Source organism: Pseudochrobactrum sp. B5, assembly GCF_001939785.1.
Classification (GTDB): Bacteria; Pseudomonadota; Alphaproteobacteria; order Rhizobiales; family Rhizobiaceae; genus Pseudochrobactrum; species Pseudochrobactrum saccharolyticum.
This window is the reverse complement of record NZ_MOYL01000005.1, coordinates 78,801-96,300: the sequence shown is the minus strand read 5'-3', so window position 1 is coordinate 96,300 and position 17,500 is coordinate 78,801. Positions and strand designations below refer to the sequence as shown.

Genomic DNA, 17,500 nt, shown 5'->3' with positions numbered 1-17,500 from the left:
TTGTGCATCTGATCAGGAAAGCAAAAGGCCGGATTATTATTTATATGTCTCTGGTTTTATTCAGATATTGGTTTGATGGCCGATGCTGAAATATCAGAAGCAAGGAAAGCCTATTTTGTCAGCAGGGTGAAGTAAAGCGGGGTGCCATGAGGCATTTTTACCTGTTGGTATAATAAATTAAAAAATCCCGCCGCTTTTGTTGAAGTGGCGGGATTTTTATTCATGCAATGTACCATTTGGCGGATAATTTTTGCAGTGCCTCATAGGCTGAGAGCACCGTCTCCATTTGCGCCGTATGGCCGCGAATGAAATCTTCGCCGTAAATGGTTTCGTCCGGATATTCGGTGATCAGCGTCAGCGGTACCGTATGACGGTCATCAACGCCGATCAGACAAGGGAAGCCGTTGATGATGCGGAAGCCGGTTTCGCCCGCATGTTTTTCAAACAAGGCGATCTGCGCATTGTTGTAATCCACCAGACCGTCAATAGCCGAGAGATGACGGGTGACATGATCAACCAGCTCTTCGGACTGCTGTGCCCAGTCAGAGTGATGGCGGACGATGAGGAAAAAGCCTTTCGGCAATGTCCACATGCCAAAACCGCGCGGAATATAGCCGGAGAGCGGGCGTGTCCACTCATGAGACGGATAGCCGTGCAGATTCACGTGAAGCTTGGCACCGGTCAGCGCTTCAGCCTGTGTGCGGATGGCTTTTTCCCAGAGCTTCTCGCCGCTCCGATATTCCAGATCATCGCCCATAGCGGTGTAACGCGCCGCATGGTGCATATGTTTCGGATTATCAGCGCAGAGACGGCGGTGCAGCTCATAGCCGTCAGGATTTTCCTGCGGGGAGATGGTGAAATGCGCGCCTTTACGGGATTTCAGCTCATGAGCTGCACGCAATGCACCGACCACACCGGTGGTTTCATTGGCATGCTGACCGCCGCTGATAATCATCGGCTCATCAGTGCCTTTGATATAGCGGCCAAGAACGCTGCGGCCGGAACGGGATTTGGCCTCAAAAGCCTCACCACCAATAAGTTCCAGCTCCTGTGCGATCTGTGCTGCAAAGAGTGGTGCCTGTGCGGTGGCAAGCGTTTGGCTTTCGCCGGTGCTGTTTTGGGTCGATAAAGCGCGGACAGAGATGCAGATAGAAGGCGCTGCATCTGCGTAAGTGATTTCCGGCACAATCTGCCCCGGCTGCAAACCACGGTCACCGAGCGGGCGGCCGGATTTTTTCTGGAACACTTCCAACAATGCAAAGTAGAAATCTTCGTGCAGCGCTTCTGTCAGGCTGATTGCTTCTTCCGCGTGAGTTAGCTTCTGATCTTTAACTGGTAGCGAGACGGCAATATTCAGCTCTTCAAAATAAGGCTCTGTATCGCCCCATGCATGATTAGCTACTGCTGCAATACCGGCATGGAACAGCTGTTCAAAATCTGTCTCAAATCGCTCGGATTTGGTCGTGCCTTGATGGGTGACTTTCAACCAGCCGGTCGGCGACAATAAGGTTTCGCCAACCGCATCCTGATGGGTGCGGTTTGGTGCGAAAACCTCGTGTTGCGTAACGGTGCCGTTTTTATCTGTCAGGGTCACCTGATAGGTGAAATCCTGTTTGCCTGATGGCTTGAAATCCACCTCTGCATCGCCAACAAGTTTGCTCAGCGGATAGGTTTCCAGCAAAAAGCGATTGGCTGCACAAGCTTCATGGGCAGGATAGGCAATGCTGATGTGCTTGAGATTGCTGCAGTTCACATCTTCAAGAAAGCAATGCACCAGCGGCTTATAGGCACTATGCAGCTTGGCTTTAACACCAAGTGCCTGCAATTTTGCTTCCGCAGCTTTGCGGCTTTGCAGATCATCGAACAGCCATGCCTCAACCGTTGCGCCTTTCATTGACGCATCGGAAAAGCGGGCAACAAGTGCATCGAGACTGCGCTCAAAGCTTTTTTCAAAGATCATGCTCATCGTGATGTTCTCCCTGTCGGATCAAGGCTGTCGCGTAGCCAGTCACCCAGAAGGTTGAGGCCAAGAACTGTCAGCAAGATTGCTAACCCCGGGAAAACACTGACCCACCATGCGGTTTGCAAGTAAGTACGGCCATCGGCCAACATGCCGCCCCAGCTCGGAATGGTCGGATCAACACCAAGCCCCAAGAACGTCAGGCTGGATTCCAGCAGAATATTATTGGCAACATTCAGCGTCATCAGCACGATCACCGGACCAAGCAGGTTCGGCAGCAGATGCTGGAAAATAATGCGCCAGTCTTTGACACCGATTGCACGGGCGGAGAGGATGAATTCACGCTCACGCAGCGCCAGTACCGAACCGCGCACCAGACGGGCATATTGTACCCATTGGGATACGATCAGCAGGATGATGGTGTTCATCAGACCGCCGCCGACAATGGCGATAAAGGTAATGGCCAGCAGGATGAATGGCAGTGCGAGCTGCACATCGGCAAAACGCATCACCACCATGTCCCAGAAACCGCGATAGTAACCGGCAATCAGACCCATGATAACGCCGACAACCACGGCACCGGCAACGGAGACGAAGCCGACCAGCAGCGAGATTTTACCGCCGGTGACTACGCGTGCCAGCACATCGCGGCCGAGCGGATCGGTGCCGAAAATATGGGACATATTGGTGAATGGCGGCGTAAGACGCGCCATCAGATCGATCTTGTCCGCACCGCCGGGAAACAACAGGCCGGAGAACAGCACGGCAAGACAGATAATAGCTGTGAGGCCGACGCCGAGAATGAATTCAAGGCTGAACAGGCGGGAGAACAGCAGAGAAGAGGAAGTTTTCGCGGCCATTTTCTACTCCGTCCGGATACGCGGATCGACAAGACCATAGGCAATATCGACCAGAAGATTGACACCGATAATCATAAGCGACAGCACGGTGATACTTGCCTGCAGAACCGGATAGTCACGACCGGAAACCGCATCGAAAGCCAGTGTGCCCATGCCGGGCCAGTTGAACACGCGTTCAACGACCACAATACCGCCGAGCAGCCCGCCGAATTGCAGGCCGAAATAGGTGATCAGCGGAATGGCGCAATTGCGCAGTGCATGTTTGTACAGCACCTTGTTTTCGCTCAGGCCCTTGGCGCGTGCCACCATAATATACTGGGACTGCAGGGTCTCTAGCATGGAGGTACGCACCAGACGCACATTGGTAGCGGTGAGGATAATCCCCATTGTCACCGCAGGCATGATGAAGCTGGCAAACCCATCCATACCGCTTGGCGGCAGCCATTGCAGGCCAACGGCAAACAGCAGCACCAGCATGGTTGCGAGCCAGAAGTTCGGGAAGGACAGGCCGACAAGCGACAGGATACGGATCAGCTGATCTGCCCATTTGCCGCGTGATACCGCAGCTTTAATACCGAGCGGGATCGAAATAATGATCGATACGGCCATGGATGCAAAAGCCAGCAGCAAAGTGGCAGGCAGGGCATCTTTAATCAGCAGGGAAACCGGAGTGCCGCCAAGGAAGCTGCGCCCGAAATCCAGCGTGAACAGGCCTTTGATGAAATTCATATATTGCACGATGAAAGGCTGGTTCAGACCCAGACCTTCACGGATGCGCTCCAGATCGGCCTCGGTTACGCTGCCCGCACCTTGGGTGAGCATCAGCGCCGGATCACCGGTCATACGGATTGCGAAAGCGACGGTCAAAGTCACGACAATGACGACAAAGATCGCCTGTAAAATTCGTTTGATCAGAAATCCGGCCAAAATTCTTATCCTTTATAAGATCAAGGAATTACCGCGCCGATGAAAGAACCGGCGCGGTTTAGTCTGTTTATTAGTCAACGCTGACTTCGGTGAGGCGCAGACGGCTGTCCGGTGCCGGTACGAAATCTTTCACGCGCTTGTTGATGCCGTAAATCGCTTTGAGATTGTAAAGCGGCATTTCCAATGCGCGGTCGGCGGCGTATTTCGCGATTTCCTTGAGGATTTCTTCACGCTTGGCACGATCTGTGATGGCGCGCTGGGATTCCAGCAGCTCATTCATTTTCGCATCATTGTCATACGGGTTCCACTTTTCACCGGCGTGATACATGGAATAAGCGGTGTTATCGTAATCGAATGTCCAGCCGCCCCATGACTGCTGGAACATCGCGCCGGTTTTACCCTGCGGGATGATGTCATTCAGCAATACGTTGGTTTCATATGGCTTGATGGTCGCATTGATGCCGATGATCTGCAGATAGCTGGAAACAGCCTGCACAACTTCGTTGAATGTCGCATCATTACCGCGAATGTCGATCTGCACGGTTGCACCCGGCTTAACACCGGCCTCTGCCAGAAGCTTCTTCGCGCCTTCCGGATCATAAGGCAGCGGCTTCATTTCGGCATCATACCCGAAGGAAAGCGCACCCTGAAGGCTGGCAATCGGTTCAGCCTGACCACCGAGAATGGATTTGATGATGGTGTCGCGATCAACACCGAGGATCAGCGCCTTACGCACACGTTCATCAGCGGTAATACCGTCGCGGGTATTGTAACGCAGCGAATAAACAGTCGGACCGGCAGTGGTGACAATCGCCAGATTAGGATCAGCTTCAATGGTCGGGATCATGCCGATAGGAATTGTCGGCGGGATTACCAGATCAACGCGGCCTGCCTGCAATTCAGCAACGGCTGTCGAAGGTTCGGTGATGAAGCGGTATTCAAGTTCAGAAAGCTTTGGTGCGCCGCCCCAATGGTCAGCAAAAGCTTCCATCTGAATGCCGACTTTTGGCTTGTAGCTGGTGACTTTGAACGGGCCGGTGCCGACAGGATTGGCGTTGAAGAAATCATCGCCTTTTTCCTGAATATATTTTGGCGGCACGATCATCGCGCCGTAACCGGCGAGCTTGGTCATCAGAACCGGATCGGTCGCTTTCAGGTGAAAATCGACAGTCTTGTCGTCGATGACTTCGATTTTTTCAATCGCAACATAGTTAGAGCGCTGCGGGCCTTTGGCACCTTCATCACCGAGCAGACGCTCAAAGGTGAATTTGACAGCTTCCGCATTGAAAGGCTCGCCATTGTGGAATTTTACATTCTCACGCAGGTTGAAGCGGATACGCTTGCCTTCGTCCAGCTCTTCCCATGAGGTTGCGAGGGCCGGTACGATTTTCAGATCAGGGCCGCGATAGACCAGACCGTCATAAATATTGGTGGCAACAGATGCCCAGTTGACCAGAAATGTGTCAATCGGATCCCAGCTGCCCGGATCCTGCGGCGAGGATACAGTCATTTTACCGGCGGCGAATGCCGGTGCGGATGACAGAGCAACAGCGGACAATGCTGTGCCGACAGTCAGCGCTGTGAGTAATGCTTTAAGCTTCATAATCTCGACTCCCCTTTTGTAAACAATGAAACAGATGTTAGATTTTATGCACTGCGGGCAATGAAATGCCCTTTGGCGATTTCCTCATGCTGCCAGATCTGCGGTTTGTCCTCGATCCGGCGTGTCGTGCTCGGAATTTCGCCTTCCAGCATTGCGCGGTTGGTGCGCGCCAGCGGATCGGCGACAGGAACGGCAGAGAGCAGGCGGCGGGTATAATCATGGGACGGTGTTTCAAACACCTGACGGCGCGAGCCTAATTCCATGATCTGACCGAGATAAAGCACGGCCACGCGGTGGCTCATCTTCTCCACCACAGCCATGTCATGGCTGATGAAGAGATAAGCGAGGCCGTGCTCTTTCTGCAGGTCCATAAACAGATTGATGATCTGCGCCTGAATGGACACATCGAGTGCGGACAATGCCTCATCGGCGATAATCAGCTTCGGATTGGAAGCAAGCGCGCGGGCGATACAAACACGCTGGCGCTGACCGCCGGAAAATTCGTGCGGATAACGTCCGGCAACGGCGGAACTCAAGCCTACCCGTTCCAGCAATTCATCAACACGCTTGGTGATCGCGGCTTCATCCAGGATGAGACCGTGTGTGCGGATCGGCTCGGCAATCGAGAAGCGGATGGTTTTGCGCGGGTCAAGCGAGGCAAACGGATCCTGAAAAATATACTGCACTTCCTGACGCATGCGGAAGCGCTCTGCCGAACTCATTTCCGAGAAGGCTTTGCCGTTAAAACGCATGTCGCCGGAAAGCGGGTTCTGCAATTGCTGAATTGTGCGGCCGATGGTGGACTTGCCGGAACCGGATTCACCAACCAGTGCCAGTGTTTCGCCCGGATGAATATCAAAACTGACCTGCGATACTGCATTGCACACATGGGTGGTGCGGCCGAACAGGTTCTTCTTGATATTAAAGCGGACAGACAGATCACGCACCGACAACAGCGGTGGTTGATCCAGACGGGCAGTGTCCTGAATGCGGGTTTCACCGACCAGAACCGGCTTATTATCTTCCAGAATTGTGACCGGCATGCGCTTCGGGAAATCTTCACCGGCCATGCTGCCGAGTTTCGGCACGGCTGACAGCAGCACTTTGGTATAAGGATGCTGCGGATTGGCGAAAATATCGCTGACCGCGCCTTCCTCAACCTTTTTACCTTTCCACATCACCACCACATCATCCGCCATTTCCGCAACAACGCCCATATCATGGGTGATGAAGATCACAGCCATTTCCAGTTCTTTCTGGAGATCGCGGATAATATGCAGAATCTGCGCCTGAATGGTTACATCGAGGGCGGTGGTCGGCTCATCGGCAATCAATAGTTTCGGGCGGCAGGCAAGCGCCATTGCAATCATCACGCGCTGGCGCATACCACCGGAAAGCTGATGCGGGAAGCGGCTGAGCATGCCCTGCGCATCCGGCAGGCGTACCATTTCCAGCAGACGCTGGCCTTCTTTCAGGGCGGCTTTCTTGCTCATTTTTTCATGAAGCATCAGCACTTCGGCAATCTGGTCACCAATGGTGAAAACCGGGTTGAGCGAGGTCATCGGCTCCTGAAAGATCATGGCAATTTCTTTGCCGCGAATACCGCGCATGGTTTTCTGTTCGGCTTCGAGCAGGTTCATCTGTCCCTGTGAGCCGGTAAACAGGATTTTGCCCTCAGGGAATTTTGCACCGAGCATATCTGCCAGACGCATCACCGACAAAGAGGTAATGGATTTACCGGAACCGGACTCGCCGACAATCGCCGTTGTGCGGCCGGAACGAACGGAAAAGCTCAATCCGTCCACCACGCGGGCGGTGCCGAACTCTACCGAGAGATCTTTGACTTCCAGCAGTGGCTGGGTTTCAGCTGTTTGGCGAAGCTGTGCGTCGTTCACTCCGGTCATCCTTATAGTGTAATGGCAGAACGGGCTGCCTGATTAAATGCACCCGACATAAAGCGCAGCAGAGCTGCAACTTCCGACAGGGTTTCTTCCGAAGGGCGGGCATTGGCTGTGGAATCCACGAGCAGACGCTCACGGATTTGCGCATAACGCGCACAGGCTTCAGCGCCTTTATCGGTAATACGGACGGTCTTTTCTTTTGCGGCCTTGCCGGTGGTCAGCAAGCCGGCATTTTCCAGCTTGCGCAGGGCATAGGTCGCAATATGCGTGTCTTCAATATCCAGAACCAGACAGATATCTGCAAGCTTCTTTTCACGTCCGCGATGACGGATCGAGTGCAGGATCAGAATTTCGATCGGGGAGAGGCCCGGCAAACCTGCAGCAGCCATGCAGCGTACCATCCAGCGGGAAAATGCATGGGACGCAAGAATTAAACCATATTCCACTTCGGATAAAGCGGTGGAGCCGCCTTCTGCCAGATGGGCGGAAGAGACAATAGGGCCGATGGAAGGGACAGGGCGCAAATGCTTAGGCAGGCTGACCTCGGCCATAAATGACTCGTCATTATGATCTGCCGGTGGCGGCGATTTTTTCCTGCTCATATTGCCAGTCTCCCAATCCTGTGTATTTTATGTCACCATCTTATCGACATTTTGTCAATAAAATGAAACTATGTTTTCCAATAAACATTCAGCGTAACGGCATAATTTTGTGAGGGAGCCGATAATGAGCGCAGCGACACAAGAGATTTCAGGGGCTTGGGACTTCTGGATTGATCGTGGCGGCACATTTACGGATGTTATCGGTCGTGACCCGCAGGGTGTGCTCCACGCCCGCAAAGTGCTGTCAGAGAATCCTTCTGCCTATAAGGATGCGGCTGTTCAGGGTATCCGCCTGCATCTGGGGCTGAAAACCGGTGAGCCGGTACCGACCGGTGCAATCGGTGAAGTGCGCATGGGCACAACAGTCGCCACCAATGCGCTGCTGGAGCGCAAGGGCGAAAAGCTGGCGCTGGTGACTACCAAAGGTTTCCGTGATGCGCTGCGCATCGGCTATCAGGAACGCAAGAATATTTTTGCGACTGAAATCATCAAGCCGGAAGCGCTTTATGACCGCGTTGTCGAGATTGATGAGCGCGTTTTGGCCGATGGCAGCACTGAATTGCCTCTTGATCTGGCTCAGGCAGAAGCTGCGCTGCGTGCCCTGAAAGCTGAAGGCTATAATGCCGTCGCAATCGTCTTCATGCATGCCTATAAATTCCCTGCCCATGAAGCTTCTGTAGCCAAAATCGCCCGTGAGATCGGCATTGAACAGGTTTCCGTCAGCCATGAAGTGTCACCATTGATTAAGCTGGTTGGCCGTGGCGATACCACCGTTGTTGATGCTTATCTGTCGCCGGTTTTGCGCCGTTATGTGGCACAGGTTTCCCGCGAACTCGACGTAGAACGCACCGGTGCGCGCGTGATGTTCATGATGTCCTCCGGCGGTCTGACGGCTGCGGATATGTTTCAGGGTAAAGACGCGATTCTCTCCGGCCCTGCCGGCGGGGTGGTCGGACTTGCCCGTACCGGTGCAACTGCTGGTTTTGGTCAGGTGATCGGTTTTGATATGGGCGGTACATCAACAGATGTGGCGCATTTTGACGGCGAATATGAACGCGCTTTTGAAACCGAAGTGGCTGGTGTGCGCGTTCGCGCGCCGATGATGCTGATCCACACTGTTGCAGCGGGCGGCGGTTCTATTTTGCATTTTGATGCAGGTCGTTTCCGCGTTGGTCCTGATTCTGCCGGTGCCAATCCGGGGCCTGCCTGCTACCGTAATGGTGGCCCGCTGGCCGTCACCGATGCCAATGTGATGCTTGGCAAACTGATTCCGGATTATTTCCCTTCGATTTTTGGTCCCGATCAGGACAAGCCGCTGGATGTTGAGCGCGTGCGTGAATTGTTTACACAGATGGCCGATGAAATCGGCGACGACCGTTCACCGGAAAGCGTGGCAGACGGTTTCATCCGTATTGCTGTTGCCAATATGGTTGAGGCGATCAAGAAGATTTCCGTACAGCGCGGTTATGATGTGACCCGTTATGCACTCAGCTGCTTTGGCGGTGCCGGTGGTCAGCATGCCTGTCTGGTGGCTGATGCGTTGGGCATGAAGAATATTCTGTTGCATCCGATGTCCGGTCTGCTGTCCGCCTATGGTATGGGCTTGGCAGATATTCGCGCCACTCGTCAGAAGGCGCTGGGTGTTGATCTTGATGCGGATGCGCCTGCAGAATTGCAGCGTCTTGGTGCAGAACTGGCCGCAGAATGCGTGGCGGAACTCACCGCACAGGGCGTGGAAGAGCAGGTTATTACCAAGCATCTGCGTGCCCATATCCGTTATGCAGGCACAGATACCGTGCTTTCCGTTGAGGCAACTTATCCGGCTATTGATGCGGCTTCGCGCCTGCGTGCCGAATTTGAAGCTGCGCATAAGCGTCGTTTTGGTTTCATTGCGGAAAATAAAGCGCTGGTCATTGATGCTGTTGAACTCGAAACTGTCGGCGGTGGTGCCGGTGAGGGCGAGGCAGCAGGCAATATTGGTGAGGCAACTGAAGCGCAGGCTGACCGTCAGACACGCTTCTATTCACAAGGTGCGTTCCATGATGCAGCTGTTGTGGTGCGTGAAACCATGCAGCGCGGCCAGACCGTAACCGGTCCTGCGATTATCATTGAGAAAAACCAGACTATTATCATTGAAGATGGCTGGCAGGCACGCCTGACCGAGCATGACCATGTGGTGCTGACCCGCATCAAGGCGCTGCCGAAGCGCGTTGCCATCGGCACAGAAGCTGATCCGGTCATGCTGGAGATTTTCAACAATCTGTTCATGTCAATTGCTGAACAGATGGGCGTGACTTTGCAGAACACTGCCTATTCGGTGAATATTAAAGAGCGTCTTGATTTCTCCTGCGCGGTCTTTGATGCGACAGGTAATCTGGTTGCCAATGCGCCGCATATGCCGGTGCATCTGGGATCGATGGATGCCTCTGTTGCCACAGCTATCCGTGAGAATCCGGTGATTAAACCGGGTGACGTGTTCCTGATTAACGCGCCTTATAATGGCGGCACGCATCTGCCGGATCTGACCGTGTGTACGCCGGTCTTCGATGATGAGCAGACAGAAATCCGTTTCTGGGTTGCCAGCCGTGGTCACCATGCCGATATCGGCGGTATTGCACCGGGTTCGATGTCACCTCTGGCGGTGAATATTGAGCAGGAAGGCGTCTATATCGACAATTTCAAGCTGGTCGATCAGGGGCAGTTCCGCGAAGAAGCGCTGGCTGATTTGCTCAATGGCGCAAAATATCCGGTGCGTAATCTCACCCAGAACGTCAACGATCTGAAAGCTCAGATTGCCGCCAATGAAAAAGGCGTGGCTGAATTGCGCAAGATGATTGTGCATTTCGGTGAGGATGTTGTGAAAGCCTATATGGGGCATGTGCAGGATAATGCTGCCGAAAGCGTGCGCCGTGTGCTGGATCAATTGCCGGATGGTCAGTTCACTTATGAACTGGATCAGGGCAGCAAGATTGAAGTGAAGGTAACGATTGACCGTGTGAAGCGTGAAGCGACGGTTGATTTCACCGGTACGTCTGAACAGCGTCCTGACAATTTCAACGCCCCGCAGCCGGTTACCCGTGCCGCCGTGCTTTATGTTTTCCGCGTGCTGGTTGACGGCGATATTCCGATGAATGCCGGTTGTTTGCGCCCGATTAAAATCATTGTGCCGGAAGGCTCGATGCTGTCACCGCATTATCCTGCTGCTGTTGTGGCGGGCAATGTGGAGGTCAGTCAGGCTGTGACCAACTGTCTGTTTGGTGCAACCAAGGCCATGGCTGCGGCACAGGGTACGATGAACAATCTGACCTTCGGTAATAATGAATATCAGTATTACGAAACCATCTGCTCCGGTGCGCCGGCAGGCCCTGGTTTCAACGGTGCCGATGCTGTGCATACCCATATGACGAACTCGCGTCTGACCGATCCGGAAATTCTGGAAACCCGATTCCCTGTGATGCTGGAAGATTTCCATATCCGTGAAAATTCCGGCGGCCGCGGTAAATGGACTGCGGGTAATGGTACACACCGTACCATCCGCGCTCTGGAAGAACTGGAATTTGCGATTCTCTCCGGCCATCGCCGCGTACCGCCGTTTGGCCTTGAAGGTGGTGAGGACGGTCAGCTGGGACGCAATGAAGTCCGCCGTCAGGACGGTGCTGTTGAAGTGCTGAAAGGCTGCGATCAGGTAGTTCTGAAAGCCGGTGAGGCTTTCACCATTATTACCCCGACCGGTGGCGGCTACGGCAAGAACTGAACTTTGACATAAGTACGAAATGAACAAAGCCCTTTGCCTGAAATGCAGAGGGCTTTGTTGTATAAGAAAAATAAAATAGGTGTATTTATTCAACCGACAGGCCGTCAATCAACGCAATTAATATAAATGCCGATGGTTGAATCTTTTGTAAAATGAGCACAACCAGGTGCATTCGGTCCCATTTGAAAATCACGTGCAATATTATCGTCGGGTAGGGCCAGTATTAGTTCCGCCAATTTTCTTAATGTATCGGCACTCCCTTCGATGAGGACATATGGATGAATACTATCTTCATCAACTTCAAGAATACGCGTTTTGAGGCGTAAGTCCCGTCCGTCATATTTTTCAATCACTGCGTTAATTGTCATGCAATGTCCTCTCATCTGGGAGTGAATGTAATTGACAAACTTACATGTTGTTATAAATGCCACAGGTCATCCAGAAAACTTATTATTTCATGCGTTAATTCTGTTTTTACCATGTTGTTGTCATAGATGTGGTTTCTCAGGTTTCAGACTTGCTGAATGAAAAACGCAGCCTCCCGCGTTCAGTAAATCAGAAAAGATAAATGAATGAAGTGAAAGATCCCGTGACTGCTCTTAAGCCTGACTTAAGGACAGACATGATAGTTCGGGGTCAATTCCAATGAAGATTGAGCTATAAATGTCTGAATTTGCATTCTCCCGTCGTCATTTCTTGCTTGGAGCCAGTGCTCTTGCTTTGACGGGTTGCGTTTCCACCGGTGAAACCAAGCGCCCTTCGGCTGATCTTGCAGCCAACAAAATCAAGCCTGTCACTCCGCCAATGTATTATGCAGTGTGGGATGAAGGCTATCAGGTTCCTGAAGTCGATGTGTCGAAAATTCCGGAGAAATTCTGGCGTACGGAAGTTGATTATATCACGGATGAAAAGCCGGGCACGGTTATCGTCGATACCCCGAATAAATATCTCTACCACATTAAATCCGGTGGCCGTGCAACTCGCTACGGTATCGGCGTCGGTAAAGACGGTTATGCATGGTCCGGCCGTGCGAAAATTGCCTATAAGCGTAAGTGGCCGCGCTGGACACCACCGGATGAAATGGTAGCCCGTAATCCGGCGCTTGAACCTTACAGCATCGCCAATGGTGGTATGGGGCCGGGCTTGCAAAATCCTCTCGGTTCCCGTGCCCATTATATCCATAAAGACGGACGTGACACGATCTACCGTATTCACGGCTCGCCTGAATATTGGACCATTGGTAAATCCGTTTCTTCCGGTTGTATCCGCATGGTCAATCAGGATGTGATGCATCTGTATGATAATGTGCGTGATGGCAGTGATATCGTCGTTATTCCTGACCTGAACAAAACCGGACAGGCGCATTCAGTGATGGCCGCCGGTTAATCAGCTTTGTGGTTTACGCTCTTAATTGGTGTAAACCACACGCTTTTACGCGCGGTCACCGATATGCCCGTGCTTACCTCACTGTGTATTTTAGCGTAATTTTAAAAAGCTAATTCTTATTTCGAGCAATTTGCGACAGAACAAAATCCTGTCCTCAAACCATGATTATAATTCACACATGGTTTGTTTATTCTCTGAAGACTTCCGGTTTAAACTGACCTCCTGAAAACGCACCGGAATCAAGATTCTGTCTATGACGGGGGATTTACATGCAAATAGTTGAGCTGGATGTACGGCCGGTGCTGCGCGAGGGCGGTGAGCCGTTTCCACTGATTATGCAGACTGTTTCCGGCTTGCAGGAAGGGCAATCCCTCAGATTGCTTGCAACTTTCCGTCCGGTGCCGTTGTTTCAGGTCATGGAGCGGAAAGGTTTTTCCTGCGCTGCCCGTGAAATTACCGGTGGTGACTGGGAGGTCATTTTCTCTCCGGCAATTTCAGAAGAAACCGCAGAAGAGATAAAGCCTGTCAGCCTGTCTGCCCGAACCGTGGTGCCGGAAATCTGGCCGGATCCGATGCATTATCTGGATTATTCATTGCCGGATCAGAAGACTGTTACGGAAGAAATCCTGCGCCTGCTTGGCAGAATTGAAGAAGGCGCTGTGATCTTCGCGCTGTTTTCAGCCGAGCCGTATTTCTTGCTGCCGGAGCTGGAAAATGCAGGTCATCAATGGGTCGGAAATTTTGATGCCAGCGGCGAAGCATACCGGATGATGATCCGCTCCGGCACTCATTGATTTGTTCTTATTCTGCCCGCTGGCGGCGATCCTGCAGCAGCATCGGTGCATATTCGATGACATAAAGGGCGAAGGCCGCGATCCATAACAGCGCCGACACTGCCAGAATTGTATGGAAATAATTCAGAACAATTTCCGCAAATGGTCTGAGGAGTGCTGAGGCAATCAGACAGACATAAGACAGAATGGTGAGCGGAGATGCGTTGAGCGCATTGCCGGTGTGCCCACGAGTGGCACGCCCCATCACCGCCAGCATCATGGTCGCGACAGCGCCGACAGTCAGGATATGTAATGTTGAATAGGCATTGAGCATATCCGCTGCAGACAAAGCGATAGCGATAAAACCTGCGGGAATGAAAACATAGGCAATATGCAGGATGAGCAGGAGTTTTTCCGGTGCGGTTTCCCAGCCGCGCCAGCGTACCAGTCTCGCAATATGCAAGATCGCAGCCAGACTGGCGAGCACGAGTGTGACCGGCGTTTCCGGCGCAACTATCCAGCTTAGAAGCGTTAATGCGCCTGTGATGATGCAAAGTGCATCATAGCGGTTAAACGGTACAGGAAAACGTGTTTTCTGATTGCGGTTGAGCCAGTTGCGGGTGAAGCTCGGCACGATACGGCCGCCGATAATCATAATCAGCAACACATAGGCACTGACAGCGATACGGCTGGCAAAAGCAATATCACCATCGGTTATCACGGTATAATGGAAGATCAGATTGGCGATGGTGAGAAGCGTGACACCGATCAGCACTTTCAGATTTTTCCATTGTTTGCCGGCAATGATTTCTCTTGCACAAATAATCAGCAATAACGGCAGAAACAGGCTTTCCAATGCGATTGCCGCATAGAAATGGATGAGATCGGGATAGAGAAAGACCAGACGTCCCGCCAGCCAGAAACCGGCAAGAATGATCAGTGGTGTGCCGGAGACCGGCAGGCTGCCGGTCCAGTTTGGTACAGCGGTCAGCAGAAACCCTGCCAGAACCGCAGAACCGAAACCGAACAGCATTTCATGGGCATGCCAGTTGAGTGCATCATAAGAACCGCCCAGCGGCATGCCGAGTGTGAGGGATAAAATCCACAACAGCATTGCAAGCACAGCCCAGATACCGGCACCGAGGAAAAACGGCCTGAAACCATAACTGAAAAGCACAGGGCCGGTCATTTTTAACCCGCGCGGCACCGGTTTTCTGGTTTTGGTGTTTTCGTTTTTCAGATGGTCAGCGGTATCAGGGGCGTTCACAGCGGTGTCCTCATCTCAACATGCGGGCCGGTATGCAAACCTGCATCAGGCAGGGCTGTTATTTTTGTGCGCTGGCAATTGCTTTTTCGAGGCGCTGCTGCACCGGCTTTGGCTTCTTCGCGGCCACAATGGCATCGAGATTAGCCGGATTGTCACCGACAACGATCAGCGCGACCATGCCCATGGAATAATGCGGTGTGCATTTGACCAGATAAGCGCCGTCCTGCTGAACTGTCAGCGTGTAATTCTCATTGATCTTGCTTTTGAACTTTTCAACGCCTTCGGGGATCATATCTTTGACCGACTCGACATTGTGACCTTTATCCGTCGGGATGAAGATGATGTTGTCGCCGGGATTGGCTTTGATATAGGCGGGCTCAAAGACCATTGCGCCTTCTGCGCCTTTATTAAGCATGTGTACTTCAATATCGGCAGCCAGAGACGGCAGGGTGAAGAGGGCGAAAACGCCTGCTGTCAGAGCCAGTTTTGTTGCGGTAAGTTTCATGTCAGTCTCCGAAAAAAGGTAACCGCTTCAGCGGCTGCCCGTTTCTTAAGACAGATTGAAACACACCTCTTTGTCGGGGCGCAAAGAGGCTGAAAAACCGGACAAAAATGGTGGAGTATTTTAGTCTTCGTGCTCGGCCAGTCTTTTAAGTCCGGTCAGATTGGAAACCAGAAGCAATTGCCGTCCGCCTTTGACCAGTCCTCTGGTTTCCCAGTTGCTGAGTATGCGTGAAACCGTATGCAATGTGGTGCCGGTCATTTCGGCAATATCCTGCCGCGAAATCGGGAAATCAATGCGGATATCAGAACCTTCATGAATGCCCGCTTCCTGTGCCAACCGGATAACCGTATGAGCGATACGGCGCTCCACTTCCTGCGTGGACATTTCACGGATACGGTTATGCGCCTGATCCAGCCGCTGGCCGATCATCTGCATGGCGTTAATCGCCAGCGTGGGATTGCGCTCCAAAAAGCTGTTCATCATGTTCATCGGCCATGCGAGTACAATACTGTCGGCGACCGCAATCGGTGTGCCCGGATATTCTGTGCGCCCGATTGCCAGAGCAAATCCGAATAAATCACCGGGATGGACGACGCGCACAATCAGCTGCTGACCACCGGCGGTGACCTGCATGACTTTCAACCGGCCTTGCAGAAGCAGGTAGAATGAGGTTGCTTTTTGACCTTGCTCGAAGACTTTAGCGCCTTTGGCAACAGGGCGCTGAGCCGCATTGGAGAGCAGTTTGTCTAGAGCGCTTTCTTCCATGCCTGCAAAGATCGGCAATGCGCTGACAAGCGTCCGGTCAATCATACTCATCCCTTTGCAGTCATGATACGCTATAGAGCCGTCGCCGTGACCGCCCCTGTGTTCATCAATGTGGGATGAGTAGTAAAGCTTTGTGAAGCGTGGTGCAATTCAATATATTGCTATCATTTTCAGACTTTTAACCGGTGAAAACCATCTTTTGCAGTTTTTATATAGACAGAAGTTGCGGACATATTTTGCAGGATTGCACGGATTTCTGCCTGCTCCATCAGGCTGAAGGCTGTCGCCCATGCATCGGCAGAAGTTGCATCAGGCGCGATAACTGTCAGGTGCTGATAACGCGACGAAGACAGTTCATGACTGTTCGCAGCTTTCGGATTGAGCAGATGGTTGAAATGCCCGTCCGGATCAAACCGGAAACCGGCACCGCCGGATGTGGCCAGTGCATTGTCGGAGAGTTCCAGCATCGCATCGGGCTGCGGGTCGGTTTCAAGATCGGCAATACCAATCTGCCAGGGCGTACCATCGGGCTGATTATCCAGACTACGATATTCACCCAGATTCACCAGCGTATTGGTCACGCCGTGGTCTGCCAGTAATTGCGTAATCAGATCAGTAATATAGCCTTGTGCCACACCATTGAGGGTCATGGCCATATGCGGGCGGTCAAAGACAATCCGGTCTTTACTGAAACGCACGGCATCAAAGCCGGTTAAAGACTGCGCCTGCTGCAATTCCTGTGCGGAGGGGCCGGAGGCGGCGGCATGTTCTGCGGAGAAATGCCGCGCAAGACATGCCCAAAGCGGCTGAATGGTCGGGTCAAACAGACCGCCGCTTTTCTCCCAAAAATCACGGCATTTTTCCAGCAACTCAACCAGCTCCGGCGATGGCATCGCCAGAGCACCGGAGCGGTTGAGCGAGGCAAGTTCAGAGTCTGGCCGGTAAAGGCTGAAAATACCTTCCAGACGTGCGATTTCCGCACGAACCTGCCGGAGGAGGGCTTCTGCAGCCCTCTTGTCGGGATGATGCAGAATGATTTTTGCCGGTGCGCCAAGGGCAAAGCCCTGCCAGATCACAGCATTATTATGTGCAGATGCACCGGCATGAAACGGCAGGAGGCTCAGACCCGCAGCAGCACAGCTGATACCGATAAAACGTCTGCGATTGATACGGCTTGTCATGGCAGCCTCCGTGCAA

At 52.6% G+C, this 17,500-nt stretch carries 14 protein-coding genes; 3 read left to right on the top strand and 11 right to left on the bottom strand.

The window, feature by feature from the left end; genetic code table 11:
• Positions 1–220: 220 nt before the first annotated feature.
• The 6 genes from BKD14_RS14665 to BKD14_RS14640 form a co-directional block, all read right to left on the bottom strand.
• Complete coding sequence (locus BKD14_RS14665) at positions 221–1,966, bottom strand: M14 family metallopeptidase (RefSeq protein WP_075657005.1); 1,746 nt, start codon at positions 1,964–1,966, stop codon at positions 221–223.
• Positions 1,963–2,820, bottom strand: a complete 858-nt coding sequence (locus BKD14_RS14660; protein WP_022712554.1) for an ABC transporter permease — start codon at positions 2,818–2,820, stop codon at positions 1,963–1,965. The genes BKD14_RS14665 and BKD14_RS14660 overlap by 4 nt, the downstream gene beginning before the upstream one ends.
• Positions 2,821–2,823: 3 nt before the next feature.
• A complete protein-coding gene (locus tag BKD14_RS14655; RefSeq protein WP_075657004.1) occupies positions 2,824–3,747 on the bottom strand; it encodes an ABC transporter permease in 924 nt (307 codons plus the stop codon).
• A gap of 70 nt (positions 3,748–3,817) precedes the next feature.
• A complete protein-coding gene (locus BKD14_RS14650; RefSeq protein WP_075657003.1) occupies positions 3,818–5,350 on the bottom strand; it encodes an ABC transporter substrate-binding protein in 1,533 nt (510 codons plus the stop codon).
• A 44-nt stretch (positions 5,351–5,394) separates the two neighbouring features.
• On the bottom strand, positions 5,395–7,245 hold the full coding sequence (locus BKD14_RS14645; RefSeq protein ID WP_245293656.1) for an ABC transporter ATP-binding protein: 1,851 nt from the start codon (positions 7,243–7,245) through the stop codon (positions 5,395–5,397).
• An 11-nt stretch (positions 7,246–7,256) separates the two neighbouring features.
• Entirely contained in the window at positions 7,257–7,853 is a 597-nt protein-coding gene (locus BKD14_RS14640) for a winged helix DNA-binding protein (protein WP_022712558.1), read from the bottom strand.
• Positions 7,854–7,977: 124 nt separating this feature from the next.
• On the opposite strand from BKD14_RS14640, the gene BKD14_RS14635 reads away from it, so the two are divergent.
• Entirely contained in the window at positions 7,978–11,607 is a 3,630-nt protein-coding gene (locus tag BKD14_RS14635) for a hydantoinase B/oxoprolinase family protein (protein WP_075657001.1), read from the top strand.
• Between the two features lie 104 nt (positions 11,608–11,711).
• Here the strand turns inward: BKD14_RS14635 and BKD14_RS14630 are convergent, their stop codons facing one another.
• Positions 11,712–11,975 carry a hypothetical protein gene (locus tag BKD14_RS14630; protein WP_075657000.1) on the bottom strand — a complete coding sequence of 88 codons (264 nt, stop codon included), beginning with the start codon at positions 11,973–11,975 and terminating at the stop codon, positions 11,712–11,714.
• A 295-nt stretch (positions 11,976–12,270) separates the two neighbouring features.
• Here BKD14_RS14630 and BKD14_RS14625 point away from each other — a divergent pair, with 295 nt between their 5' ends.
• Positions 12,271–12,993 (top strand): L,D-transpeptidase, encoded by a 723-nt coding sequence (locus BKD14_RS14625; RefSeq protein ID WP_022712560.1) that lies wholly within the window; start codon positions 12,271–12,273, stop codon positions 12,991–12,993.
• 269 nt (positions 12,994–13,262) lie between these two features.
• A complete protein-coding gene (locus BKD14_RS14620; RefSeq protein WP_075656999.1) occupies positions 13,263–13,787 on the top strand; it encodes a DUF2249 domain-containing protein in 525 nt (174 codons plus the stop codon).
• Positions 13,788–13,794: 7 nt separating this feature from the next.
• Here the strand turns inward: BKD14_RS14620 and BKD14_RS14615 are convergent, their stop codons facing one another.
• From BKD14_RS14615 to BKD14_RS14600, 4 genes are all read right to left on the bottom strand, one after another.
• On the bottom strand, positions 13,795–14,955 hold the full coding sequence (locus BKD14_RS14615; protein WP_083647208.1) for an NnrS family protein: 1,161 nt from the start codon (positions 14,953–14,955) through the stop codon (positions 13,795–13,797).
• Positions 14,956–15,091: 136 nt separating this feature from the next.
• Positions 15,092–15,538 carry a pseudoazurin gene (locus tag BKD14_RS14610; RefSeq protein ID WP_022712562.1) on the bottom strand — a complete coding sequence of 149 codons (447 nt, stop codon included), beginning with the start codon at positions 15,536–15,538 and terminating at the stop codon, positions 15,092–15,094.
• A 120-nt stretch (positions 15,539–15,658) separates the two neighbouring features.
• Positions 15,659–16,354, bottom strand: coding sequence for a Crp/Fnr family transcriptional regulator (locus BKD14_RS14605; RefSeq protein WP_075656997.1), 696 nt, complete (start codon positions 16,352–16,354; stop codon positions 15,659–15,661).
• Positions 16,355–16,473: 119 nt separating this feature from the next.
• Complete coding sequence (locus BKD14_RS14600; RefSeq protein WP_075657153.1) at positions 16,474–17,484, bottom strand: FAD:protein FMN transferase; 1,011 nt, start codon at positions 17,482–17,484, stop codon at positions 16,474–16,476.
• Positions 17,485–17,500 lie beyond the last annotated feature (16 nt).

Excerpts from the sequence above, each read along its gene's own strand:
- BKD14_RS14615 (WP_083647208.1), bottom strand. The coding sequence starts at position 14,955 with ATGACCGGCCCTGTGCTTTTCAGTTATGGTTTCAGGCCGTTTTTCCTC.
- BKD14_RS14665 (WP_075657005.1), bottom strand. The coding sequence starts at position 1,966 with ATGAGCATGATCTTTGAAAAAAGCTTTGAGCGCAGTCTCGATGCACTT.
- BKD14_RS14610 (WP_022712562.1), bottom strand. The coding sequence starts at position 15,538 with ATGAAACTTACCGCAACAAAACTGGCTCTGACAGCAGGCGTTTTCGCC.
- BKD14_RS14640 (WP_022712558.1), bottom strand. The coding sequence starts at position 7,853 with ATGAGCAGGAAAAAATCGCCGCCACCGGCAGATCATAATGACGAGTCA.
- BKD14_RS14620 (WP_075656999.1), top strand. The coding sequence starts at position 13,263 with ATGCAAATAGTTGAGCTGGATGTACGGCCGGTGCTGCGCGAGGGCGGT.
- BKD14_RS14600 (WP_075657153.1), bottom strand. The coding sequence starts at position 17,484 with ATGACAAGCCGTATCAATCGCAGACGTTTTATCGGTATCAGCTGTGCT.
- BKD14_RS14630 (WP_075657000.1), bottom strand. The coding sequence starts at position 11,975 with ATGACAATTAACGCAGTGATTGAAAAATATGACGGACGGGACTTACGC.
- BKD14_RS14605 (WP_075656997.1), bottom strand. The coding sequence starts at position 16,354 with ATGAGTATGATTGACCGGACGCTTGTCAGCGCATTGCCGATCTTTGCA.
- BKD14_RS14635 (WP_075657001.1), top strand. The coding sequence starts at position 7,978 with ATGAGCGCAGCGACACAAGAGATTTCAGGGGCTTGGGACTTCTGGATT.
- BKD14_RS14625 (WP_022712560.1), top strand. The coding sequence starts at position 12,271 with ATGTCTGAATTTGCATTCTCCCGTCGTCATTTCTTGCTTGGAGCCAGT.
- BKD14_RS14660 (WP_022712554.1), bottom strand. The coding sequence starts at position 2,820 with ATGGCCGCGAAAACTTCCTCTTCTCTGCTGTTCTCCCGCCTGTTCAGC.
- BKD14_RS14650 (WP_075657003.1), bottom strand. The coding sequence starts at position 5,350 with ATGAAGCTTAAAGCATTACTCACAGCGCTGACTGTCGGCACAGCATTG.